Raw genomic sequence first — 17490 nt, forward strand, 5'->3', positions numbered from 1 at the left:
GCAATCGCGCCATGATACCCAACGTGGCGCATCACCGCCCGGGCGCAACGTCGCACTATTGCTCGTTTTGCAACCAGATAATGCCGTCGCGTTCGATGGCAGACCGTGCTCGTAGGGCTTGACCGGCACAGGGACCCGCCACGCATTCACCAGTATCGATCAGAAACAGTGCCCCGTGAGTTGCGCATTGGATCAAACTTCCGCTGCTGTCGAGAAACTGATCCGGCAGCCACTCCAAGGGTATTCCCCGGTGCGGGCAGCGATTTTCGTAGACGTGCAAGGCGCCGTTCTTGCGTATCACGAGCAGGCGCTGGCCCTGTATTTCCAGGCCCTTGCTCTGGCCTTCGGCGATATCACTCGCCACACACAATCGAAACATTTTCCCCCTCCGTTGACCGCAGCGACTATGACCTGGTTGTCTGGATAGATGCAGGGCGTGACCGATTAATGCTGGCAGCCCCGCCAGCTGGCTTTTATCCTTCGCGTCGAACTCCGATTGGCGATACTCCTGATGAGCCCTGTGCTGTCTGCGCGCCCCCTGTTTCTTTCGCTGGGCCTGTTGTGGCTGATTGCCTTCTGGCTGTCGCTGGCGCTGGGGCCGGTCAGTTTATCGCTTGGCGAAACGCTGAGTGCCATGTTTCGCCTGCTTGGCGTTCCGCTGCGCGACGAGGGCCTCGGGTCGGCCGAGCTTATCCTGGGGCAGATAAGGCTGCCGCGCGCCTTGCTCGGGTTGAGCGTAGGCGCTGTACTCGCGCTGTCCGGTGTCGCCATGCAGGGATTGTTTCGCAACCCGCTGGCCGATCCGGGGTTGATCGGAGTATCCAGCGGCGCCGCATTGGGCGCCGCGGTGACCATCGTCGGCGGCGAGCTCATGGGCGGCATTCCACCACTGCTGGAGCCGTATCTGTTGTCGCTGAGCGCATTCGTCGGTGGCCTCGGTGTCACCGTGCTGGTGTATCGCCTCGGGCGTCGCGATGGTCGTACCCATGTGGCCACGATGCTGCTCGCCGGTATTGCGCTGACTGCTCTGGTGGGCGCTGTGATCGGGCTCTTCACCTATCTTGCCGATGACAGCACGCTACGCACCCTGACGTTCTGGAATCTCGGCAGCCTCAATGGCGCGAGCTATTCACGGCTATGGCCGCTGCTCCTGGTCACGTTGGCAGTGGCGATCTGGTTACCGCGCCGCTCCCGGGCGCTGAATGCGCTGCTGCTGGGGGAATCCGAAGCACGTCACCTGGGATTCGATGTTGAACGGCTCAAGCGTGAGTTGGTGTTCTGTACCGCGCTGGGTGTGGGTGCGGCAGTGGCGGCGGCCGGCATGATCGGATTTGTGGGGCTGGTGGTTCCGCATTTGGTGCGGCTGATGATCGGCCCCGACCATCGGTTGTTGTTGCCGGCCTCGGCGCTGGTCGGGGGAAGCCTGTTGTTGCTGGCCGACCTGCTGGCGCGACTGATGTTGGCACCTGCGGAGTTGCCGATCGGTATCGTTACCGCTCTGCTAGGCGCCCCTTTCTTTCTTTACCTGTTACTGCGAGGGCGCCAGTGATTCTCCGCGCTCAGGGCATCTCGGTGCGGCGTGGTGTATCAACGGTGCTGGCCGATATCGATCTCGAATTGGTACCCGGCGAGGTTTTGGGTGTGCTAGGGCCCAACGGGGCAGGCAAGAGCACCTTGCTTGGCGCGTTGAGCGGCGAGCTGGCGGTCAGTGCCGGCGAGGTGTTGCTAAAGGGGAGATCGCTGCACGGCTGGAATGGACCTGAGCGCGCACGTTGCCTGGCGGTGCTGCCGCAGAGTTCGACTTTGAGCTTCGGCTTCCGGGTCGATGAAGTGGTCAGCCTTGGTCGATTGCCCCACGCCAGCGGCCGCGAGCGCGACACGGAAATCGTCGCCGCTGCGCTGCACGCTTCGGATGCGCAGCATCTGGCTCACCGAAGTTATCTGACGTTATCTGGTGGTGAGCAGCAGCGTGTGCACCTGGCCCGTGTGCTTGCGCAGCTGTGGCCGGGTAGCTCGGGGCAGGTGCTTTTGCTCGACGAGCCGACTGCCATGCTCGATCCCTTGCATCAGCACAGTATCTTGCGCGCCGTCCGGCACTTTGCCGAGCAGGGCGGCGCGGTGCTGGTGATCTTGCATGATCTAAACCTTGCTGCACGCTATTGTGACCGCCTGTTGCTCTTGGCGGATGGCTGCACCCGGCTGAGCGGTACGCCTGAAGAGGTGCTGCGTGCCGAGCCTTTGAAAGCCGTGTTCGGCCTCGACGTGCTGATTCAGACGCATCCAGAGCGTGGCTACCCGCTCGTGATTGCCCGTTGAGGAACCGTTGATGCGATTTCTGTTGTCCGTTGCCCTGGTCTTGCTCGCTGCCTGTCAATCGACGCCGCCACTGCCGTCCTGGCAGAGCCCCGCAGGTCTGGACCAGGCTGATCTCGGCCAGATCATCGACATGCGTAGCGGTAACAGGCTTACGCCGCAACAGCTGGTGGCGGAACTGGCCGGCGCGGATCGAGTACTGGTTGGCGAGCGCCATGACAACCCTGACCACCATGCGTTGCAGCGCTGGCTCCTCAACGCACTGGCGCAGCGGCGTGAGCAGGGCAGCCTGCTTCTGGAAACGCTCAATCCGGATCAGCAGGAGAAGGTGGCCCGCGCGCAGGAATCGATCGAGCGAGGACACTGGCCGGCGGATCTGCCTGCCGCGCTGGGATGGCAAAACGGGTGGGATTGGCAGCTGTACGCACCTTTGGTCGAGTATGCGTTGGCGCAGTCCTATCCGGTGCTGTCGGCGAATCTTGATCGCGCCGAAATAACCCGTATCTATCGTCGCAAACCGCGGTTGACCGGGGCGGCGGCCGCCGATCACGTGCAAAAGGCGTTACTGGAGCAAATCCGGGTTTCCCACTGTGATCTGCTGCCAGAGGCGCAACTGCCGGCGATGCTGGCCGTGCAGCAGCAACGTGACCGTCGGATGGCCGAGCGGCTGGAGGCGGCGCGGATACCAGCTATGTTGATTGCAGGTGCCTTTCACGTGCGTCGCGACCTTGGGGTACCTTTGCACCTGGATCGAGAGGATATCCGCACTACCCGGGTGCTGTTGCTTGCGGAAGTGGGAGCGTCGCCGCAGGCGGGGCAGGCCGATTTCGTCTGGTTTACCCCGGCCCAGCGGCAGCAGGACCATTGTGCGGAACTCCGCGGCAAGACCAAATAACCGGCAGACGCAGCCTGTGACGCAGGCACGGCTTATCCGGGGCAAAAAAAGACCCGGCAGGAGCCGGGTCAAAACCGTGATTAGCCTGATGAGGAGATAATCTGAAAGTCCGACTGCCCGGCCTTCCAGCTTACCAGCTGATCTCGCGACCAGTGGTGCTAATAATAACAATTCTCATTCTTGGGTCAACAGGCGATTCGAAATTAATTCACCGTTCGTCACCGGCCCTGATCGAGCTACGCAGAAAGTGGCAAGCGCAGCTGAGTGACTTCCTTATTGAGCAAGTCGATGCGTCTGGCCATGCTTTCTATCAGGCTGTGAGCGATTTTCGGATTGCTCTGCATCAAACTGAGGAACTGGTCTTTGGGGATCAGCATTACGGTGCAGGCGGAGGTGGCAACGACTGTCGCGCTGCGCTTTTCCTGGGTGAATACAGCCATTGCGCCGAAGATTTCATCGCGCTGCACGTCACCGACTTTCTGCCCATCAACAATCGCCTCGGCGTGCCCGTCAATGATGATGAATACGTTGTCAGCATCGTCGCCTTGGCGAATCAGTTCCTCGCCAGCGGCAAAATGCTGAAAGCCGGTCGTGGGATGGATCTCGGGTTGCTTCAGCCGCGCCAGTGCATCGCAGAGGAGTGCGGTCTGGCCAATGAGGTACTGAGTAAAGAGCTCCTGCCGATGTGGATCAGCATGAATATGCTGAAATACCGCGCTGCGCGAGTACGGGATCAGGCGAATCGATTCGTCGCTGCGATAGCGGCAGGTCGGCGTTTCGATCCCTTGGCGGAGGCCTAGAATATCTCCTTCCTGCACGTAGAACAGCGGCCTATCATCCACGAGCGCGTGCAGCAACCCGCTTTCGATGATGAACAGTTGCTGCTCGGGTAGCTCCCCCGCCAAATCGTCGGAGCCTTTGATTTCGATAGGTGGTGCGAAGGGTGTCAGGCCTTCAAGGAGTTGCGCGGGGATCCCCTGCAAGCGGTTGATCAGTTGATCGGCGTAGGCCGGTTGTTCCCCGAGTAAATACATAACGGCAATCCTTGGACAGGCGGGCTCACAAAGGTTGAGCGATGCGCGTATTCACAATAAGGCCGCGGCAGGCGGGAGTAAATCGCGCCACGTAGAGGTTGTGAGCTAGCTCTTGTCTCTGACGTCGTGCCTGTCCAGATGCTGGTTCAGCTCGCTCTTGAGTGCGTCAGGCAGCTCCTTCCAGTTGATGTCGCGTAGAGCACCTTCGATGGCATAAAGCAGCACGCGTGACGCGCTGAATCCGCGTGATTTGACCGCCTGGTAAGCGCTGACCGCACCGAGCCTGCGCAGGTCCTCCACGGTGTGGATGCCGGAAGCGTGCAGCCATTGGGCGGATGTCTTGCCGAGATTTCTCAAGGTCAGCAGCTCGTCGTGCATGTTTGCTCCTATCGACCCGGGTAGCCGGCCAGGAAATGAAGCGGCCAGCGGATTCTGCGCTGCCGTTCGGGCACGCCCCAAAGCCGCATAAGCTCGGGCTCCAGCTCAGCTATGGGATCCCTGCCGTGGATATGCTGCCATTCCTTCACCGCCGACCACGTGCGCAGATAACCGAGCATCTGATGGAGGTTCCACTGGGCCTCAGTGGCGAATTCTGGAGGGGCGATGGTTTCGAACGGGGCTTTGATATCGCGATAGCCCGCATCGACGCTGGCGCGGCCTTGCGGCCAATAACCGCTTAACGTTTCGCCGTGCAGGCGAGCGATAACGGCATCCAGCGACGGCTCGATGCGAAGCAGGCTGTAGCACCACGCGCAGAACAGGCCATCTGGAGCGAGCACCCGCTTTGCTTCGGAAAAAAACGCCGGGGTCGCGAACCAGTGCAGCGCCTGTGCGATTACCATCAGGTTGGCCAGACCATCGCGCAGCGGTAACCGCTCGGCCTGGGCAGCGAAACGTTGCGCGGACCGCCAGTTTGAGTGGCCGGTCAGCTGGTCAAGGCTGGCATCGCAGGCGATAACGCTGTCGAAGCGGGCCAATAGGGGGAGCGTCGCCTGACCGCTGCCGGCGGCAACGTCGAGAGCGCGCTGAGTTTGCGGACATTGATCGGCGAGCCAGTCGAACAGGCTATCCGGATAAGTCGGGCGGAACTGGGCGTAATCGTCGGAGCGAATCGAGAAAAGCCGGACGCTGTCACCCATGGTGATGGCCCGGCAGCATTAATGGCAGAACGCTATGTGGCATGGTCGACTTCCGCGGGCAGACCTGTCCAAGTATAGAGACACCGGCGGGTTCTGCCCGGAACGGTGCCTGATTACTGCCGATCGTGTCTGGCTCGGTCCTTGGGTTCTCGCGCTAGAGCCCAGGTAGCCGCTGGCGAATTGCACTCACCAGATTGTCTAAGCTCTGCACATCGGGCGTATCGATCTGCCGGCTCAGCAACTGTTCGCGGTCGGTAAGCGGCTCGCGTGACGCCTGTTGTGCCTTGATCACCGCCATGGTCGCGTCGGACGGGTCGCCGCCTTCGGTCTGTCGCTGGGTCAGCCACTGTTCGATAACCGCATCCGGTGCCTCGCAGGTAAGGATCATGAACGGTACGCCAGTTGATTCCGCCACCTGCCAGGCACTCTGGCGGTGCTTCTGCTTGAGGTAGGTCGCATCGATCACCACCGAAAAGCCCGCATTCAGTGCCGTCTCGGCCAGTGAGTGCAGTCGCTGGTAGGTCGCCTCGCCAGCTTCTGCATTGTAGATGCCGGCCTCCAGTTCGGTGGCAAAGGCTCCGGGCTGTTCGCCATATAGTCGCTTGCGCTCGACATCCGAGCGCAACCTGATTGCGCCAAGGGCCTCGACCAGGCGTAGCGCAACCTGGCTCTTGCCGACCGCCGAAACGCCATGGGTAATCGCGAGGAAGCGGGATGGAATGGCGCTGTAGCTCTCAGCCAGATTGGCGTAACGGCGGTACTGGCGCAGGATTACCCGGCGCTGCACGGCGTCCTGTTCCTGATGTAATCGAAATAGGCTGACCTTAGCGCGAACCAGGGCCCGATACGCTTTGTACAGGCTGAGCAATTCGAGGGCGGCGTAGTCTCCAGTACGTTCCAGCCAGCCGTTGATGAAGCGGCGTGCCTGGCACTTCAGTCCGCGATCTTCCAGGTCCATTGCCAGGAAGGCGGCGTCGGAGGCGATATCGATCAGGCGGAAGGGCTCGTTGAATTCGATGCAGTCGAACAGTACGACCTGATCCTCAATGATTGTGGCGTTGCCCAGATGAAGGTCGCCGTGGCATTCGCGGATAAAGCCCCGCTGGGTGCGCTGCTTCAGCAAAGGATGCAAGCGGGCAATGCTGGTTTCGGTCCAGTCATGCAGCGCGTCGAGCTGTTGCAGGTCGGATTGCTCGGTCAGCAACGGGCGGATCTGCTCGAAGTTCTGCCGCATCGGCGCGACGATCGCTTCGGCATTATTCAACGGATGCTCGGCTGGCACCTGGGGGATGCTCAGGTGAAACTGGGCGATCTGTTCGGCGAGAGCATCGATGTGTGCGTCAGTCAGTTCGCCGCGCGTTTGCACTTCTGCCATCAATTGGGTTTGTGGAAACTCGCGCATCTGCAGCAAGTATTCGATCGGTTCACCGTCGCCGCCGATCACCGGGGCCTCGAGGCTGCCGGTAACGGGCAGAACGCGCAGATACAGGTCTGGCGCCATGCGTTGGTTCAGGCGCAGCTCTTCTTCGCAGAAATGCTTGCGGTCCGCCAGGTCAGTGAAGTTTAGAAAGCCGAAATCAACCGGTTTCTTCATCTTATAGGCGTAGGTGCCGGTGAGGATGACCCAGGAAATGTGGGTTTCGATGACCCTGAAATCATCGACCGGGTGGGGGTAGAGGGCCGGATCTTGCAATGCGGCGATCAATGCTTGGCTCACGGTCATTCCTTGCAGATTATTGGGCGGGGTGTGCGAGCCAATCGGGACGTGGGTCACACGGTCGGAAAGCGCCCATTATGTCCGCCCCGGCTAGGCATGCAAACCGCCAAGAGGCCGTCTTGTGAGTAAATCAAAGTGCGTATAATGCGCCGCCATGACTAAAGCACGCTCCTCTCGTTCCCGTTCCAAGCGCCGTTCTGGTGGTACACGCCCCTGGCTGGGCTGGATGATCAAGCTGTCCATAGTGGGCCTGGTGATACTTGCCGGGGTGGCTGTTTACCTCGATGCCGTGGTGCAGGAGAAATTCTCCGGCAAGCGCTGGACCATCCCCGCAACGGTCTACGCGCGGCCCCTCGAGTTGTTCGTTGGGCAGAAGCTGGCCAAGGAAGATTTCCTGACCGAGCTCGATGCGCTGGGGTATCGCCGCGAAAAGACTGTCAGTGGGCCCGGTAGTATGTCGGTTGCCGCAAACGCCGTTGAAATGCACACCCGCGGATTTCGCTTCTATGAAGGGACAGAGGAATCGCAGCGCATTCGGGTGCGTTTCTCCGGTGACTTCGTTGCCGGTCTGACGCGAGCCAATGGAGGCGAGCTGCCGGTGGCGCGCCTGGAGCCCGTCACGATCGGCGGACTCTATCCGGCACACAACGAGGACCGTATTCTCATCAAGCTTGATCAGGCGCCGCCCTACCTGATTGAAACGCTGGTTGCGGTCGAGGATCGGGAGTTTTTCGATCACTTCGGAGTGTCGCCCAAATCCATTGCACGAGCTGTCTGGGTCAACCTGACCGCCGGTGAAGTGCGCCAGGGTGGCAGCACGTTGACCCAGCAGCTGGTTAAGAACTTTTATCTAACCAACGAGCGCAGCCTCAGCCGTAAGGCTACCGAAGCGATGATGGCGGTGCTGTTGGAGCTGCATTACGACAAGAATGAAATTCTCGAGGCCTATCTCAACGAGGTATTCCTCGGGCAGGACGGTCGCAGGGCCATTCACGGGTTTGGCCTGGCCAGCCAGTATTTCTTCGGTCGGCCTCTTGCTGAACTCAAGGTTCAGCACGTCGCGCTGCTTGTCGGCATGGTGAAGGGGCCGACCTACTACAATCCACGGCGCCATCCAGAGCGGGCCTTGGAGCGTCGCAACCTGGTGCTCGACCTTTTGGCTGAGCAGCAAGTGCTCAGTCCCGAGGAGGCTGCAGCGGCTCGGAACACGCCGCTTGGGGTGACGCAGCGAGGCAGTCTTGCCGACAGCTCCTATCCGGCATTCCTGGATCTGGTCAAGCGCCAGCTGCGCGAGGATTACCGCGAGGAGGACCTGACTGAGGAGGGCCTGCGGGTCTTCACCAGTTTTGATCCGATCCTGCAGCGCAAGGCCGAGAAAGCTATGAGCGAGACGCTGAAGCGCCTCGGTAAGGCGGCCGAGGGCGTCGAGGGTGCGATGCTGGTCACCAATCCGGAAACCGGCGAGCTTCAGGCGATGCTTGGCAGCCGCCAGCCTGGGTTCGCCGGGTTCAATCGGGCATTGGATGCTTCGCGCCCCATCGGGTCGTTGATCAAACCGGCCATTTATCTTGCGGCGCTGGAGAAACCCAGCCAGTACACCCTGACCAGCCTGCTTGAAGACGAGCCGTTTTCGGTCAAGGGGGCCGACGGGCAAGTATGGAAACCGCAGAACTATGGGCGCACCGCGCACGGTACCGTCTACCTCTATCAGGCGCTGGCCAATTCTTACAACCTGTCCACGGCGCGGCTGGGCCTCGAGCTTGGGGTGCCACACGTGTTGAAAATGTTGGAGCGGTTAGGTGTCTCGCCACAATGGCCGGCCTATCCTTCAATGCTGCTGGGTGCAGGTGGGCTGCGGCCAGTCGAGGTTGCGGGTATGTATCAGACGCTCGCCAACGGTGGTTTCAATACACCGCTGCGCGGGATTCGCAGCGTTGTCGCGGCTGATGGCGAGCCACTCAGCCGCTATCCCTTCAAAGTGGAGCAGCGTTTTGATGCCGGCGCTATCTACTTGACTCAGTACGCCATGCAGCGCGCCATGCTCGAGGGAACGGGCCGCTCAGCCTACAATCATGTGCCGAAGTCGTTGGCGTTGGCGGGCAAGACCGGTACGACTAACGATTCACGCGATAGCTGGTTCGCAGGGTTCAGTCAGGATTTGCTGGCGGTGGTCTGGCTCGGGCGTGATGATAACGGCAAGACATCTCTGACCGGTGCCACTGGTGCGCTGCAAGTCTGGGCAGACTTCATGCGCCGGGCCGATCCGCTGCCGCTACAGCCCTCGCTGCCAGAGAATGTCGAGATGGCGTGGGTAGATGCACAGACCGGCGAGGGGACGTCGGAGAATTGCCCCGACGCCGTGCAGATCCCGTACATTCGCGGCAGCGAGCCTGTGTCGGGCCCAGGCTGCGGCATCCGGGCGCCGGCTGATTCGGTTATGGACTGGGTTCGTGGCTGGTTACCTTGAAGGGATCGCCAGCTGAGTAAAATTTCAAGAGGTTCGAATATTGAGCAAGCAATGGGTGATGGTCGTAGCAGCTGCTGTGCTGCTGCAGGGCTGCGCAACGGTTGAGCGAGGGGCGATACCCGTCGTCGATTCTGGAGCGCCCGTGTCTGAGGAAATTTCGGCTCGACAGTCCTCACGCTCCACCGGCCCGTCTGCTTCAACGGTGCGACCTGCGTCGGAAGATGCCGGCGTCATGGTCATGGTGCCTCAGCAGAGTTCCGAGCCGCTGCAGACCTTTCCAGCGCCAGATGGCGCGTTCTCGGGATCGTCGGATCCGGTACCGACCGCTTCAGAGCAGTGGCGCGCGCCGCAACCTGCTCCGGCACCGAGCCAATCCACGCCAACCGGCATTCCCTCCAGCAGCGGAACGCTGTCAGCTGATGAGCGGCTTGATGGGCCGGTACTGGCGTTGCTTACCACGGCTCAGCAGCAGCAGGGCGGAGGCGACCTGAACGGTGCGGCTTCCAGTCTTGAGCGTGCTCAGCGGATCGCACCCAGGGAACCCCAGGTTTTGTATCGTCTGGCTCAGGTGCGCCTGGCTCAAGGAGATGCTGTGCAGGCTGAGCAGCTTTCCCGGCGGGGCTTGAGTTATGCCAGCGGACGCCCAGCGCTGCAGGCGAGTCTGTGGGAGCTGATCGCCCAGGCGCGTGAGCGCCAGGGTAACGCCGCGGGCGCCGCGCAGGCCCGCGAGCGAGCCAAGGTGGCGATGTGATGGATGATCGCGTTGCCGAGCTGGCCGAGCAGTTGTTGCTGATCGAAAAAGAGCTGCGTGTTCGCGATCTTTGGGCTTCCTCGCCGCCGGACGCCGCTGCTCTCGCCAGCCAGGAGCCATTCTGCGTCGATACGCTGTCGTTCGAACAATGGCTGCAGTGGATCTTTCTGCCTCGTATGAAAATCATCCTGGAACAGGGCGAGGCGCTACCGAATACTTCGGGAATCCTAGCCATGGCGGAAATGGTCTATCAGGGCCAGCCGCAGCAAATGGCCGGCTTGTTGCGAGCGCTGGAAAGCTTCGATGTCCTGATTAGCCGCGGCTAGGTGCGATGCACCAGCCAAGGGGTCAGTCGCATGTCTCGGCGATTTTCTGTTGGGTTTCGCTGATGCGCGTCTGACGTTCCTCTTCATTCAGTCGACGCATTTGGCCTTCCTCTTCGACGCGTACTCGTGGATTGTTCTGCAGCTGTGCCAGATTGGTTCGCAATGTCGTGCAGTATCGCTGACGCTCCGCCTCCTGTTCGGCCACCTGTTTCTTCACTTGGCGATCGATATCGCGCTGTTCCGATTCGCCGGAAGGTTCGGGTACGGCTGGCGCCGCTGTGGCGGGCTTGGGCCGCGGCTTTGCGGTATTTAACGCTTCCGCGGATTGGCCCTGCGGGGGCTGTGCTCCAAAATGGGTGACCCCTTGTGCATCCACCCACTTGTAAACCTGGCCGGCCATGACACTGCAGCTCAAGGCAAGCAGCAGGCCACCCGCGAGAATCGTCAAACGCATGCTAATTCCTTCTGTGGATGCAAAATCAGGTAGGTACTATACGCAAAAGCCGAGTGCCCCCATTCTGCGCTGGATCACAGCTGAAACAGGCGGAAGGTCAACAGTGGACTTGACTTGCTGGAGCCTAATCCGAACAATTCCATGCTTGCTGTTCTGATGGGCCGATGAAACGGGCCTTTCAGTCAATCATGAAGGTGCACACCCGCGCCGACTTGTAACACCCGCAACGCGTTACCTCGCGCTGGGAGGAGTGCCCCGCAACACTTTGGGGCTTTCCTAATACTTGCTAGTCAGCAGCTGACGTAGTCGGCGACCACCGTCGCTCATGCGCTGCCTGGCAGTAAACCTATTTCTGGCCGGTCCGACGCGGGGCGGCTATCTGGCGTTTTAGAGGTGAACAACGTGGAACTTTTATCCGGCGCTGAAATGGTCGTCCGCTTCTTGCGCGACGAAGGCGTTAAGTACATCTACGGTTATCCGGGCGGCGCCTTGCTGCACATCTACGATGCGCTGTTCAAGGAAAAGGAAGTCACGCACATCCTCGTTCGTCACGAACAAGCTGCGACTCACATGGCGGATGGTTACGCTCGCGCTACCGGCAAGGCGGGCGTCGTACTGGTCACGTCGGGTCCAGGCGCAACCAATGCCATCACCGGCATCGCCACCGCCTATATGGATTCGATTCCGATGGTGGTGATCTCAGGTCAGGTCGCCAGCAACATGGTGGGCACCGATGCTTTCCAGGAAACCGACATGATCGGTATTTCCCGGCCGATCGTTAAGCACAGCTTCATGATCAAGCATCCTTCGGAAATTCCCGAGGTAATGAAGAAGGCGTTTTACCTGGCTCAGTCCGGTCGGCCCGGCCCGGTTGTCGTCGATATTCCTAAAGACATGACCAACCCGGCTGAGAAGTTTGAGTACAGCTATCCGAAAAAGGCCAAGCTGCGCTCCTACAGTCCGGCGGTACGTGGCCATTCGGGACAGATCCGTAAAGCGGCGGAGCTTTTGCTGGCGGCCAAGCGGCCGATCATTTACGCCGGCGGCGGCGTGATCATGGGGGGCGCGTCATCACAGCTGACCGAGCTGGCGAGGATGCTCAACCTACCAGTGACCAACACCCTGATGGGCCTCGGTTGCTATCCGGGCAGCGATCGTCAGTTCGTTGGCATGCTCGGTATGCATGGCAGCTACACCGCGAACCTGGCGATGCATCACTCCGATGTGATTCTCGCCGTTGGCGCGCGTTTTGATGATCGCGTGATCAATGGGGCGACCAAGTTCTGCCCGAACGCCAAGATCATCCATATCGATATCGACCCGGCTTCCATTTCCAAGACCATCAAGGCCGACATCCCGATCGTCGGGCCGGTGGATAGCGTGCTCACCGAAATGGTCGCCATCGTCAAGGAGATCGGCCAGACGCCAAACGTCGATACCGTTGCCAGCTGGTGGAAGCAGATCGAGGAGTGGCGTGGCAGCCGCGGGCTGTTCCCGTACGACAAGGGCGACGGCACGATTATCAAGCCGCAAGCGGTTATCGAAACGCTGTGCGAAGTGACGCGGGGCGAGGCCTATGTCGCTTCCGACGTTGGCCAGCATCAGATGTTCGCATCCCAGTACTACCGGTTCGACAAGCCCAACCGCTGGCTCAACTCGGGTGGTCTCGGCACTATGGGCTTCGGTTTCCCTGCCGCCATGGGTGCCAAACTCAACTTCCCTGAAGCCGATGTTGCGTGCGTGACTGGTGAAGGCAGCATCCAGATGAACATCCAGGAGTTGTCGACCTGTCTGCAATACGACCTCCCGGTGAAGATCATCAACCTCAACAATGGTGCGCTGGGTATGGTCCGCCAGTGGCAGGACATGCAGTACAACAGCCGTTACTCGCACTCTTACATGGAATCCCTGCCCGACTTCGTCAAGCTGGTCGAGGCCTATGGGCATGTGGGCATGCGCATCACTGACCTGAAGGACCTCAAATCGAAGATGGAAGAGGCCTTCGCCATGAAGGACCGCCTGGTCTTCCTTGATATTGCCGTGGATACGAGTGAGCACGTGTATCCGATGCAGATCAAAGACGGCGCAATGCGCGATATGTGGCTCAGCAAGACGGAGCGGACCTGATCATGAGACACATCATTTCCCTGCTGCTGGAAAACGAACCGGGTGCATTGTCCCGTGTGGTTGGTCTGTTCTCGCAGCGCAACTACAACATCGAAAGCCTGACGGTCGCTCCGACAGAAGATCCGACCCTGTCACGACTGACGCTGACCACCGCCGGCCATGAGGAGGTGATCGAGCAGATCACCAAGAACCTCAATAAGCTGATCGAGGTAGTCAAGCTGGTGGATCTATCGGAAAGCGCTCACATCGAGCGCGAGCTGATGTTGATCAAAGTGAAGGCCACCGGCGCTCAGCGCGCTGAAGTCAAGCGCACCACGGATATTTTCCGCGGCCAGATCGTCGACGTGACGGCCAACGTGTACACCATCCAGCTGGCAGGTACGTCGGACAAGCTGGATAGTTTCATCCAGGCCGTTGGTACCGCATCGATTCTGGAAGTTGTGCGTAGCGGTGTCACCGGGATTTCCCGCGGCGACAAAGTGCTGAGCATCTAACACCATTTTATTGAATGGCCCGACCGGCCAGTAACAGGGGTAATTTCATGAAAGTTTTTTACGATAAAGACTGCGACCTTTCCATCATCCAGGGCAAGAAGGTTGCGATCATCGGCTACGGTTCTCAGGGGCATGCGCATGCCTGCAACCTTAAGGATTCCGGTGTCGACGTCACCGTTGGTCTGCGTGCAGGCTCCCCATCGGTTGCCAAGGCTGAAGCTCATGGCCTGAAGGTTGATAACGTCGCGGCCGCTGTTGCTGCTTCCGATGTAGTGATGATCCTCACTCCGGACGAATTCCAGGGTCGCCTGTACCGTGACGAGATCGAGCCGAACCTGAAGAAGGGCGCCACTCTGGCCTTCGCTCATGGCTTCTCGATCCATTACAACCAGGTTGTACCGCGTGCTGACCTTGACGTGATCATGATCGCGCCGAAGGCTCCGGGCCATACGGTGCGCTCCGAGTTCGTCAAGGGCGGTGGCATCCCCGACCTGATCGCCATCTACCAGGACGCATCCGGTAACGCCAAGAATGTCGCGCTGTCCTACGCTTCGGGTGTCGGCGGTGGCCGTACCGGCGTTATCGAAACCACATTCAAGGACGAAACCGAAACCGACTTGTTCGGTGAGCAGGCCGTTCTGTGTGGTGGTTGCGTCGAGCTGGTGAAAGCCGGTTTCGAAACACTGGTCGAGGCCGGCTATGCGCCGGAAATGGCCTATTTCGAATGCCTGCACGAGCTGAAATTGATCGTTGACCTGATGTTCGAAGGCGGCATCGCGAACATGAACTATTCGATCTCCAACAACGCTGAGTATGGTGAGTACGTTACGGGCCCAGAGATCATCAACGCCGAGTCCCGCGCCGCGATGCGCAACGCGCTCAAGCGCATCCAGGACGGTGAGTACGCCAAGATGTTCATCACCGAAGGTGCTGCTAACTACCCGTCGATGACTGCCTATCGCCGCAACAATGCCGCTCACGGCATCGAGGTGGTCGGTGAGAAGCTGCGCTCCATGATGCCGTGGATCGCTGCCAACAAGATCGTCGACAAGAGCAAGAACTGATAGCGGTTCTGCTTGGAAAGAACGCGGCCTAGGCCGCGTTCTTTCGTTATGCCTATCGGCATCTGGTATAAATCGATTGCTTGATGCCCAGCTGAACCCGTGATCTTAGGGTCTGTCGAAATTATTCAAACTTGCTGTAAGGTAAATTGCATGAGTGAGCATCCCGAAGAGCCGAACAAGCCAGTCGAGCCGGAAAGCTTGCTGCCGATCGACGAACATGTCGAAGAGATCCAAGATTCAGAGGGTCGAAAGGTTCGTCATCGTGGCATCTACCTGCTTCCCAACCTGTTCACCACGGCCAATCTGTTCGCCGGTTTCTTCTGCATCATTACAGCCATCAATGGCAACTTTTACGTAGCTGCCGCGACGGTGTTCGTGGCGATGGTGCTAGACAGTCTCGATGGTCGTGTGGCACGGCTGACCAACACACAAAGTGCCTTCGGTGCCGAATACGATTCGCTGTCGGACATGGTCGCCTTTGGCCTGGCGCCGGCTGTGCTGGCGTATGAGTGGGCGCTATCAGGCTTGGGCAACGTCGGACTTACCATCGCGTTCATCTACGTTGCGTGCGCCGCGTTGCGCCTCGCGCGTTTTAATACTCAGATCGGCAAGGTCGACAAGCGCTGGTTTATCGGTCTGGCCAGCCCGGCGGCTGCGGGAGTAGTCGCCGGCTCGGTATGGGCGGTCTGGGCATTGGACGAACCGGGTATTCGGGGCGCGGATCTGCCGATCGCAGTGGTGATGCTGTTTGCGCTGCTGGTCGCCACGGCCGGCCTGCTGATGGTTAGTAATATCAAGTATTACAGTTTCAAGGACCTCGACCTCAAAGGCCGGGTGCCGTTCGTGGCGATCCTGGTGGTGGTCCTGGTTTTCGCAGTGGTGTTCAGCGATCCGCCGCGCATTCTGCTGTTGATCTTCCTTGCCTACGCCGTCTCCGGACCCGTGCAGTTCTTGATGCGTCGTCGTAAACGCATCGAAAGTTGATTTCTCCGGTGATCCGCTGTCTATTGAATGGCCCAGGCCTCAGGCAGCGGAGCACATCATGCTTATCAAGATTCCTCGTCGCAGCGATTGCCGTGAATCCGAGGTAACGCCCGAAGCGCTTTATCTGAATCGCCGGCAGGTATTGCAGGGGGCTGCGTTGTCGGTCGCCTGCGCGGGCCTCCCGCTGATGGCGCACGCGCAGGAAGGGCGGTACGAAGGTGTGGACGCGGCCGATGCTCCTGCTTGGTTCGATGCCAAGCGCGATGAGGCGCGTTGGGAAGCCGTCGTCGCGGAAGGTGAAGCCATCACTCCCTACCGCGATGCTACGAACTACAACAACTTCTATGAGTTCGGCCCCGACAAGGGCGACCCCGCGGCTCATGCCCCCAAGCTCGTGACCGAGCCCTGGACGGTCATGGTTGATGGTGAAGTGGCGAACCCAGGGACATACTCCGTCGAGGATCTGTTTGCTGCGCCCCGGCTCGAGGAGCGTATCTATCGCTTGCGCTGCGTCGAGGCGTGGTCGATGGTCATCCCTTGGCTGGGCTTTCCGCTGGCTGAACTGATCCGCCGCCTCGAGCCGACCTCCAACGCAAAGTTTGTTCGTTTCGAGACTCTGGCCAGGCCTGAACAGATGCCGGGAATGCGTGCCGGTTTTTCACTGATCGACTGGCCCTACATCGAGGGGCTGAGAATGGATGAAGCGATGCATCCGCTGAGTTTGATGGTGGTCGGCATGTATGGTCGCGTGCTGCCAAACCAGAACGGCGCGCCCCTTCGCCTGATTGTTCCATGGAAGTATGGTTTCAAGAGCATCAAGTCCATTGTGCGCATCAGCTTTGTTCGGGAGCAGCCGGCAACGACCTGGCAGACAATGGCGCCTCAGGAATATGGTTTTTATGCCAACGTGAATCCGGACGTCTCCCATCCGCGGTGGTCCCAGGCGAGGGAGCGCCGACTGCCTGGTAGCCTGTTCAGTCCCAACGTCAGGGCGACGCTGCCATTCAATGGTTACGCCGATGAAGTTTCGAGCCTGTACGCCGGAATGGATCTGAGCAAGGATTACTGATGCGCTACCCATGGTGGCGGCTGCTGTTGTTTCTAGCTGCGGCGAGCGTGCCTTGCTATTGGCTTTTCCTGGGGGCTATCGCTGCACTGGGCCCCGACCCTGGCAAGGTGCTGGTGGATAACTTGGGTCAAGGCGCCTTGGTGATACTACTGTGTGCGCTTGCAATGACCCCGTTGCAGCGACTCACATCCTGGCCCGGATGGATCGCATTTCGTCGCCAGCTTGGATTGTGGTCGTTCGCCTATGCAGTGCTGCACGTCGCGGCCTATCTGTATTTTCTTCTGGGGCTTGATTTCACCGGCTTTACGGCTGAGCTTGTCGAGCGCCCCTATATCGCGGTGGGCGCGATTGCGCTGCTGGGGTTGTCGGCGCTCGCCGCTACTTCCAACCTCTGGAGCATGCGCAGGCTGGGCAAGCGATGGAAGAAACTGCATCGGATCGTTTATCCGATTGTCCTGATCGTACTGCTGCACATGCTGTGGGTGGTGCGAGCCGACGCGGGGCGGTGTGCGCTCTACGCCACTGTTGCCGCTGTCTTGCTGCTGGCGCGGTTGCCACCGGTAGAACGAAAGCTCGCCGGTCGCGGCATGGCGAAGCGAGTGCGATCCATTGATTGAAACAAACTTGCAAACAACCGTTGACGTGTAATTGTGAGG

18 protein-coding genes are annotated in these 17490 nt (G+C 59.8%); 12 read left to right on the top strand and 6 right to left on the bottom strand.

Annotated elements, in window-relative coordinates; translation table 11 throughout:
- Positions 1–55: 55 nt before the first annotated feature.
- Positions 56–379, bottom strand: coding sequence for a Rieske (2Fe-2S) protein (locus H3028_RS16780; RefSeq protein ID WP_181298367.1), 324 nt, complete (start codon positions 377–379; stop codon positions 56–58).
- Between the two features lie 186 nt (positions 380–565).
- On the opposite strand from H3028_RS16780, the gene H3028_RS16785 reads away from it, so the two are divergent.
- From H3028_RS16785 to H3028_RS16795, 3 genes are read left to right on the top strand one after another with little or no spacing between them, the layout of a single operon-like run.
- Positions 566–1549: an iron ABC transporter permease gene (locus H3028_RS16785; protein WP_181298388.1), complete on the top strand. Its 984-nt coding sequence runs from the start codon at positions 566–568 to the stop codon at positions 1547–1549.
- A complete protein-coding gene (locus tag H3028_RS16790) occupies positions 1549–2316 on the top strand; it encodes a heme ABC transporter ATP-binding protein (RefSeq protein ID WP_181298389.1) in 768 nt (255 codons plus the stop codon). Before H3028_RS16785 ends, H3028_RS16790 begins: the two co-directional genes overlap by 1 nt.
- 10 nt (positions 2317–2326) lie before the next feature.
- Entirely contained in the window at positions 2327–3208 is an 882-nt protein-coding gene (locus H3028_RS16795; RefSeq protein ID WP_181298368.1) for a ChaN family lipoprotein, read from the top strand.
- A gap of 236 nt (positions 3209–3444) precedes the next feature.
- On the opposite strand, the gene H3028_RS16800 is transcribed toward H3028_RS16795, so the two are convergent.
- The 4 genes from H3028_RS16800 to H3028_RS16815 form a co-directional block, all read right to left on the bottom strand.
- Positions 3445–4242: a cyclic nucleotide-binding domain-containing protein gene (locus tag H3028_RS16800; protein ID WP_181298369.1), complete on the bottom strand. Its 798-nt coding sequence runs from the start codon at positions 4240–4242 to the stop codon at positions 3445–3447.
- Positions 4243–4347: 105 nt separating this feature from the next.
- Positions 4348–4620, bottom strand: a complete 273-nt coding sequence (locus H3028_RS16805; RefSeq protein WP_181298370.1) for a TfoX/Sxy family protein — start codon at positions 4618–4620, stop codon at positions 4348–4350.
- An 8-nt stretch (positions 4621–4628) separates the two neighbouring features.
- Positions 4629–5381: a class I SAM-dependent methyltransferase gene (locus H3028_RS16810; protein WP_181298371.1), complete on the bottom strand. Its 753-nt coding sequence runs from the start codon at positions 5379–5381 to the stop codon at positions 4629–4631.
- A gap of 154 nt (positions 5382–5535) precedes the next feature.
- Entirely contained in the window at positions 5536–7098 is a 1563-nt protein-coding gene (locus H3028_RS16815; protein WP_181298372.1) for a bifunctional aminoglycoside phosphotransferase/ATP-binding protein, read from the bottom strand.
- A gap of 154 nt (positions 7099–7252) precedes the next feature.
- Between H3028_RS16815 and mrcB the strand changes: the two genes are divergently transcribed.
- Genes mrcB through H3028_RS16830 form a run of 3 tightly spaced genes read left to right on the top strand, consistent with a single transcriptional unit; the run spans position 7253 to position 10642 of the window.
- Entirely contained in the window at positions 7253–9565 is a 2313-nt protein-coding gene (gene mrcB, locus H3028_RS16820; RefSeq protein WP_181298373.1) for a penicillin-binding protein 1B, read from the top strand.
- A 58-nt stretch (positions 9566–9623) separates the two neighbouring features.
- Positions 9624–10316: a type IV pilus biogenesis/stability protein PilW gene (locus H3028_RS16825; RefSeq protein ID WP_181298390.1), complete on the top strand. Its 693-nt coding sequence runs from the start codon at positions 9624–9626 to the stop codon at positions 10314–10316.
- Positions 10316–10642, top strand: a complete 327-nt coding sequence (locus tag H3028_RS16830; protein ID WP_181298374.1) for a YqcC family protein — start codon at positions 10316–10318, stop codon at positions 10640–10642. Before H3028_RS16825 ends, H3028_RS16830 begins: the two co-directional genes overlap by 1 nt.
- Before the next feature lie 22 nt (positions 10643–10664).
- On the opposite strand, the gene H3028_RS16835 is transcribed toward H3028_RS16830, so the two are convergent.
- On the bottom strand, positions 10665–11096 hold the full coding sequence (locus H3028_RS16835) for a DUF4124 domain-containing protein (RefSeq protein ID WP_181298375.1): 432 nt from the start codon (positions 11094–11096) through the stop codon (positions 10665–10667).
- Positions 11097–11498: 402 nt separating this feature from the next.
- On the opposite strand from H3028_RS16835, the gene H3028_RS16840 reads away from it, so the two are divergent.
- The 6 genes from H3028_RS16840 to msrQ all read left to right on the top strand — a co-directional run bounded on the left by H3028_RS16840 (position 11499) and on the right by msrQ (position 17451).
- Positions 11499–13223: an acetolactate synthase 3 large subunit gene (locus H3028_RS16840; RefSeq protein ID WP_181298376.1), complete on the top strand. Its 1725-nt coding sequence runs from the start codon at positions 11499–11501 to the stop codon at positions 13221–13223.
- Between the two features lie 2 nt (positions 13224–13225).
- A complete protein-coding gene (gene ilvN / locus H3028_RS16845; protein WP_168425278.1) occupies positions 13226–13717 on the top strand; it encodes an acetolactate synthase small subunit in 492 nt (163 codons plus the stop codon).
- 47 nt (positions 13718–13764) lie between these two features.
- Entirely contained in the window at positions 13765–14781 is a 1017-nt protein-coding gene (gene ilvC, locus H3028_RS16850) for a ketol-acid reductoisomerase (RefSeq protein WP_181298377.1), read from the top strand.
- Positions 14782–14931: 150 nt separating this feature from the next.
- Positions 14932–15765, top strand: a complete 834-nt coding sequence (pssA, locus tag H3028_RS16855; RefSeq protein ID WP_181298378.1) for a CDP-diacylglycerol--serine O-phosphatidyltransferase — start codon at positions 14932–14934, stop codon at positions 15763–15765.
- Between the two features lie 58 nt (positions 15766–15823).
- Positions 15824–16834 (top strand): protein-methionine-sulfoxide reductase catalytic subunit MsrP, encoded by a 1011-nt coding sequence (gene msrP / locus H3028_RS16860; protein WP_181298379.1) that lies wholly within the window; start codon positions 15824–15826, stop codon positions 16832–16834.
- The gene (msrQ, locus tag H3028_RS16865) at positions 16834–17451 is read left to right on the top strand and encodes a protein-methionine-sulfoxide reductase heme-binding subunit MsrQ (protein WP_181298380.1); all 618 of its coding nucleotides are present in this window, start codon (positions 16834–16836) and stop codon (positions 17449–17451) included. Before msrP ends, msrQ begins: the two co-directional genes overlap by 1 nt.
- The last annotated feature ends 39 nt before the right edge of the window (positions 17452–17490 follow it).

It is taken from the genome of Pseudomonas sp. Q2-TVG4-2, from assembly GCF_013620795.1.
Classification (GTDB): domain Bacteria; phylum Pseudomonadota; class Gammaproteobacteria; order Pseudomonadales; family Pseudomonadaceae; genus Stutzerimonas.